Origin of the sequence: Symbiobacterium terraclitae (assembly GCF_017874315.1) — a bacterium.
GTDB lineage: Bacteria > Bacillota > Sulfobacillia > Symbiobacteriales > Symbiobacteriaceae > Symbiobacterium > Symbiobacterium terraclitae.
Genome location: NZ_JAGGLG010000021.1, coordinates 61774 through 68092, shown reverse-complemented (window position 1 = coordinate 68092; position 6319 = coordinate 61774). Strand labels below are relative to the sequence as shown.

The 6319-nt window shown below is 69.6% G+C and carries 6 protein-coding genes; 2 read left to right on the top strand and 4 right to left on the bottom strand.

Annotated features, from left to right (window positions below; genetic code table 11):
- Positions 1–105: 105 nt before the first annotated feature.
- Entirely contained in the window at positions 106–738 is a 633-nt protein-coding gene (locus J2Z79_RS12295; protein WP_209467188.1) for a DcrB/PsbP domain-containing protein, read from the bottom strand.
- Between the two features lie 188 nt (positions 739–926).
- Here J2Z79_RS12295 and J2Z79_RS12290 point away from each other — a divergent pair, with 188 nt between their 5' ends.
- Positions 927–2456 (top strand): golvesin C-terminal-like domain-containing protein, encoded by a 1530-nt coding sequence (locus J2Z79_RS12290; protein WP_209467187.1) that lies wholly within the window; start codon positions 927–929, stop codon positions 2454–2456.
- A 129-nt stretch (positions 2457–2585) separates the two neighbouring features.
- On the opposite strand, the gene J2Z79_RS12285 is transcribed toward J2Z79_RS12290, so the two are convergent.
- Genes J2Z79_RS12285 through J2Z79_RS12275 form a run of 3 tightly spaced genes read right to left on the bottom strand, consistent with a single transcriptional unit; the run spans position 2586 to position 5292 of the window.
- A complete protein-coding gene (locus tag J2Z79_RS12285) occupies positions 2586–3155 on the bottom strand; it encodes a hypothetical protein (RefSeq protein ID WP_209467186.1) in 570 nt (189 codons plus the stop codon).
- Entirely contained in the window at positions 3152–3895 is a 744-nt protein-coding gene (locus tag J2Z79_RS12280) for a type 1 glutamine amidotransferase (protein WP_209467185.1), read from the bottom strand. The genes J2Z79_RS12285 and J2Z79_RS12280 overlap by 4 nt, the downstream gene beginning before the upstream one ends.
- Before the next feature lie 2 nt (positions 3896–3897).
- Positions 3898–5292: a Mur ligase family protein gene (locus tag J2Z79_RS12275; RefSeq protein ID WP_209467184.1), complete on the bottom strand. Its 1395-nt coding sequence runs from the start codon at positions 5290–5292 to the stop codon at positions 3898–3900.
- 175 nt (positions 5293–5467) lie between these two features.
- Between J2Z79_RS12275 and J2Z79_RS12270 the strand changes: the two genes are divergently transcribed.
- Positions 5468–6286 carry a hypothetical protein gene (locus J2Z79_RS12270; RefSeq protein WP_209467183.1) on the top strand — a complete coding sequence of 273 codons (819 nt, stop codon included), beginning with the start codon at positions 5468–5470 and terminating at the stop codon, positions 6284–6286.
- The last annotated feature ends 33 nt before the right edge of the window (positions 6287–6319 follow it).

Genomic DNA, 6319 nt, shown 5'->3' with positions numbered 1-6319 from the left:
TCGCAAGATGGTCGATTGACTACCTGAAAAACCCAATTCGAACGAAAAGGAACGGGGCCGTCCCAGCAGAGCAACCTGCTTTTGGGACGGCCCCGATTTGCTTGCCTAGGGGCTGGTCTCCGCTGTCCACGCGGCCGACTGCGCCACCGCCTCGAAGACGGGGCGGTAGGCGTCGAACGTCCAGACCGGGGCCGTGCCGTGCAGCACGTAGGCGACCCCGTCGCGCACCAGGACGACCCGGTAGACGCGGGCCTCACCCTTCGGCCCGGTGAAGCGGTCCACCAGCCAGCGCCCCTCGATGCCGGCAACCGTGATGTCGCCGCTCTCCAGGGTCTCGGTGTCGGGGTACCGCCTGCGGACCTCGTCCTCCAGGGCCTCCACGTACGTCTCCAGCGTCGGGTCGGGGAACTGGTCGTCGGCGGTGACCAGCAGGTTCTCCCGGAAGAAGTCCTCCTCCCCCTTCGCCGGGCTGATCATCGCCACCACGGCGTCCTCCACCGGGTAGGCGAACCAGCCCTCGGGCACACCCAGCGTCAGGCCCGTCTCCGGGTCCGTATAGGTGAGCGTGAGCTGCGGACCCTGCCCCCCTGCGTCGCCCTCCCCCGGTGGCTCCGCCACGCCAGCACCGGCCCGATTGCCGGCGGCGGGCGGCGCCTCCGTCCCGGGCGCGGCGCAACCCGCGGCGAGGAGCAGCAGGAGGGCGGCCAGGGGCCAGAGGAGGCATACGCTCCGGCGCATCAGAACCCTCCCTTCCCTCAGACTGCAGCAGGCTCTTACTCTTGTTCGCCTCAGAGACGGCGATGCCCTGCACACACCAAACTGAACGACATATGCATTTTTCCTGATAGAGTATTGATTATTCTTACATCTTCTTGTAAGAATGCCCTACGGCCTCCCGAGGCCGATCCTGTAGGGGAGGGTTCGCTATGCGCACGCATCGATGGCTGGCTTCCCTGGTTCTCCTCCTGTTCCTGTTCGGGGTGGTGGGCACGAGCCTGGCGGCCTCTGCGGAGTTCGAGCGGGGCAACCGGCTGGACGGCCCGCTGGGCCGGGCGTTCCAGAAGGCGGCGGAGACGTACGGCGTGCCGGTGGAGCTGCTGGTGGCCCTGGCCTATGCCGAGACGCGGCTGGACGACCACGACGGCGTGCCCAGCGTGGCCGGGGGCTACGGCGTGATGCACCTGGTCTCCAACCCCGAGGTCACCGCCCTGGAGCAGGCCGCCGCCCTGTCCGGCCTCGACGAGGAGCTCCTGAAGAGCGACCCGGCGGCCAACATCATGGGCGGCGCCGCGCTGCTGGCGCACTACGCCGCCGACCGGGCCGGCGCCGGGAAGGAGATGAAGCTGGGCGACTGGTTCGAGGCCGTGGCCAGGTACAGCGGGCTCGAGGGCGCGGCAGCCCGGGACTACGCCCGTCAGGTCTACGACTTCCTGAACCGGGGCATCGACGCCGAGGTGGACGGCGAGGAGATCCGCATCGAGCCGCAGGCGGTCAAGCCCGACGAGGGCGAGTACGCGGGGCTGGTCTCCATCCAGTCGGAGGACTACGGCCCGGCCGCATGGGTGCCGGCCCACTCGTCCAACTACACCGTCTCCAACCGGGAAAGCACCTACCCGATCAACTACATCGTCATCCACGTGACCCAGGGCTCCTACGCCGGCACCATCAGCTGGTTCCAGAACCCCAGCTCCAACGTGAGCGCCCACTACGTCATCCGCTCCAGCGACGGGGCGGTCACGCAGATGGTGCGGGAGAAGGACATCGCCTGGCACGCCGGCAACTGGACCTACAACACGCAGTCCATCGGCATCGAGCACGAGGGCTGGGTGTCCAGCTGCACGTGGTTCACCGACGCCATGTACCGGTCCAGCGCCGCGCTGGCCCGCAACATCGCCCTGAAGTACGGCATCCCGATGAACCGGAACCACATCATCGGCCACAACGAGGTGCCCGGTGCGACGCACACCGACCCCGGCAGCTGCTGGGACTGGAACTACTACATGAGCCTGGTCACCCAGTCCTCCGGCTCCTGGTCGGCCATCGTGGACAACTCCACCTCCGGCCGCTTCCGGGCCAGCAGCAACTGGGGCACCTCCACCTGGTCCAGCCAGCGCTACGGCAGCGACTACCGCTTCGCCGACCCCGCGGCGGTGAGCGACGCCGCCTACTACAAGTTCAACATCCCCTCCACCGGCTACTACGACATCTACATGTGGTACCCGGCCAACAGCGGCTACAACGACAAGACCCCGGTGGTGATCTGGCAGGCCGACAGCTCGGGCACAGGGACGACGCCGGTCACGGTGCACGTCAACCAGCGGACGAACGGCGGCAAGTGGGTCCACCTGGGCACGTTCCGGCTGCTGGCCGGCGACCGGGAGATCATCGCCGTCAGCCGCTGGACCAGCGGCACGGGCTACGTGATCGCCGACGCCTTCCGGGTGGTGAAGCGGTGACACGGAACCCCTGGCCTTGCGCCAGGGTTCCTCGCTGCCGCAGCGACTAACGGCTCCTCTGATATCGCTCTGCCAGCCGCTCTCAAACCGCCTCCCGTCTGCTCCGGGATGACGCCGCCAGCCTGCGGGCTAGCGCAGCGCCCTCCATCTCCTCCGGTCCCGTTGTACCATCTGCCGCCATACCTCCCCCACCCAGGCCAGGAAGGGCTCGTCCCAGGGCGGGCCGGCGGGCCAGCGCTCCGCCACCGCCGCCTGCAGCTCCAGGTCCCACTGCCCGTAGAGCGCGACCAGGTCCTCGTGCGCGGCCCGCGCCTCCCGGGCCGCAGGGTCGCCCTGGTACTCGCCCCCGGCCAGGAAGGCCTCCTCGCAGAGGTAGTAGTTGCAGGTAGCCGCCCGGCGGTCGGGGTCGATGGTGCAGCCGCGCGGGCCGTGGTAGACGCATTTGGTGGGCCAGGCCCCGGCGTTGGCGCCCGGGTTCGGCACCCGGCGGAGGAGCAGCCCCCGGGGCCCGGGGCGCAGGTTGCCGGCCGCGATCTCGCCCAGCAGCCACTGCGCCCCGCCCCGGGAGACGATGCGGCCGATGTCGGCCCAGTCGACCCCCGGCGGCGAGGCGCAGCAGCCCGTGGGCCCGTGCGGGCAGACCGCGCAGAGCGACGAGTGCAGCCGGGTCTCCACCCCGGCCCGCTCGACGCGGATCACCGGCCGAACCGGGCGATGATGGCCTCGTGCGCCCGCATCTCCAGATCGTCGTTCAGCTTGCCGATCTTCACCTCGCCGCCGTACCGCCGGTCGAGGGCACGCTGGATCAGCCAGTCGGCCAGGTGGGGGTTCTTGGGCAGGATGGAGCCGTGCAGGTAGGTGCCCACGGTGTTCTTGTAGACGACGCCTTCGGTTCTGTCGGCGCCGTTGTTGCCGTATCCCTTCACCACCCGGCCCAGAGGGCGGAGCCCCTTCCCCAGGTAGGTGCGGCCGGAGTGGTTCTCGAAGCCCACGATGGTGCGCGTGCCGCCGAACAGGTCGCTCTCCACGACGCAGTTGCCGATCATGCGCTCCTTGCCGCCCTCGGTCCAGAGGTCGAGGATGCCGGTGAAGCGGATCATCTCGCCCGTGTGGGTCTTGAAGTACTTGCCGAGCATCTGGTACCCGCCGCAGACAGCCAGCACGGCCAGGCCGTCCTCGATCGCGTCGCCCAGCGAACTGCCCTTCACCTTCATGAAGTCGTCGGCGATCAGCGACTGCTCCCGGTCCTGGCCGCCGCCCATCATCAGGAGGTCGAACTGGGCGAAGTCGGCGGTCTCGCCCAGCCGCACCTGCGTCACCACCGGGGCGAGGCCGTGCCAGCGGGAGCGCTGGGTGAGGACGATGATGTTCCCCCGGTCGCCGTAGAGGTTCATGTACTCGGGATAGAGCCAGCCGATATGGATGCGGGGGCGCTCCACGCTCACACCTCCCAGTACTTCTTGGTGTGCCCCTTGCGGGCGATGATGCCGCGGATCTGCAGCATCGCCGTGTAGGTGGGCAGGATGTAGAGCAGGTCGCCGGCCTGGATGTAGCGAAGCCCCTGCTTCACGGCCAGCTCCGGGTCCTTCTCGATCGAGAGCTTGGCGACGTCCATCCCCGCGTACTTGAGCCGCACGGCCATGTCCTCCGCCCGCTGGCCGGTGCAGATGACGAAGTTGATCTCGTCCTGGTGGCCGGCCAGCGCCTCGAAGTCCACGTCCCACAGCCAGGAGATGTCGGTGCCGTCGGCGTACTGGTCGTTGATGGCGATGACCAGGTTCTTGCGGGCCGCCGCCTGCATCACGGTCTGGATCACCGAGTCGAAGCCCGCCGGGTTCTTCACCAGGGCCATGAAGACCTGCCGGTCGCCCATCGTGATCAGCTCCATGCGGCCGAACTGGCTGGTCGTGGCCTCAAGCCCCTGCTTGATCGCCGCCAGCGGCAGCCCCAGCGCCACCGCTCCGGCAGCGGCGGCGAGGGCGTTGTATACGTTGTAGAGACCGGGAATCTGCAGCCGCACCTCGCAGGCGCCCTGCGGGGTCACGAGGCGGAGCGCGGAGCCCCGGGCGTCCACGTCCCACACGCGGTCGACGTAGACCTTGGGCCTGGGCCGCCGGTGACCGCAGGCGGGGCAGCGGTACTTGCCCAGGTGCGCGTAGTGCAGGGCAGAGTACTCGTAGGGGTGGCCGCACTGCACGCAGTGGCGGGCATCCGAAGCCCCGTTCCGGGCCCCGCCGGAGACCGAGGGCACCTCGAAGCCGTAGTAGAGCGGCTCCCCGCCCACCTGCTGGCCGAGGCGGGCGCAGTTGGGGTCGTCGGCGTTCAGCACGGCGCGCCCTCCGGGCGCGAGGTGCTCGAGGCCGCGGCCCACGAGGCTGACGGTCTGCTCCAGCTCGCCGAAGCGGTCCAACTGGTCGCGGAAGAAGTTGGTCACCACGACCGCCCGGGGGCGCACCTCCTTGCACGCCTGGGGCATGGTGGCCTCGTCGATCTCCAGGAGTCCCACGGCCCGGTCGATGCGCCCGGTCCAGTTCGCCGCCTGGATGAAGGCTGTGGTCAGGCCGGCGATGAGGTTGGCCCCGGCCCGGTTGTGGGCCACCCCGAGTCCCGCCGCCTCGCAGATGGAGGAGAGCATCTTGGCGGTCGTGGTCTTGCCGTTGGTGCCGGTGACGGCCACCACGCCCTCCCGGGGCTGGGCGGCCAGGCTGCGCAGCAAGTCGGGGGCGACCTTGCGGGCGACCGCACCGGGCAGGGTGGTGCCGCCGCGGCCGGCGACGCGCGTCGCGGTCACCAGCCCCTTGCCCATCCAGACTGCCAGTCGTGATCGGAGGTTCATCGCGCTCCCTCTTCTTTCGCGAAGGGGCCGGATCGCCCTTCCCCCTCGCTGCGGTTTATGTTAACTTCAACCGTGGAGCCTTTTACATGTGTACCCCGGTTACAAGGGCGATAAACCTATATTATATTCCCCACCATATCGCTGTTTCCTTCGCCGAAGGGAGGCGTTGACGCTGATGCCAGGCCTGGCCCGATATGCCGCACTCACCCTCGCGCTCCTCCTCCTCTCGGGCTGCGCCAGGTCCAACACCGCCGAAACCGAGATTCCGAACGGCATCGACCCCGGGTCGCCCTTCGCGGCCGGCTATCCGGCCCTGCCCGCGCCGGGGCAGCCGACGCCGCTGGGGGACCGTCTCCCTTCAGGACTCTATGCAAGCCCGCCGTCCGCTGACACCCTGGCCGCGCTGGCCACGGCCGCCCCGTCTCCCGACGGGCTCTTCCGGGCCGTGCTGAACGCCGACGGGCTCTGGGTAACCCGCATCGACGGCGCCTGGCTCTGGCACGTCACCCTCCCGCCGCTGACGGCCCCGCAGCCTGACGGGCAGGGCCTGTCTGGCGCGCAAGGTCAAGGCGGTACACAAGGTCAGACGGGTGCGCCGGGGCAGACGGGTGCACAGGGGCAGACGGGTGCACAGGGGCAGACAGGCAGCCAGGGGCAGCCCGGCGCTGCGGATGGCGAGGCGCCCGTCCCGACGGGGGCGCTGCAGTGGACCCCCCAGTCGACGCTGCTGTTCGCCGACACCGCGGGGCGCTGGCTGGAGGCCGACCCGCTCACCGCCAGGGTCGTGCTGCTCAGCGCTTTCCTGAACGGGGCGAGCGGCGTCACCCCCTCGCCCGACGGCGGGCGGATCCTCTTCTACAAGGGCAGCCAGCTCTACACCGCCCTGCGTGACGGCACCCAGCCCCAACTGGTGGGCGAGAACGCGACCGGCTACTGGGACAGCGCGGGCCAGCTGGTGGTCGAGCAGAAACCAGGCGCCCAGCCGCAGCAGTAGGGCGCACCGCAGGGCCGGGGGCCGTGCCCAGCC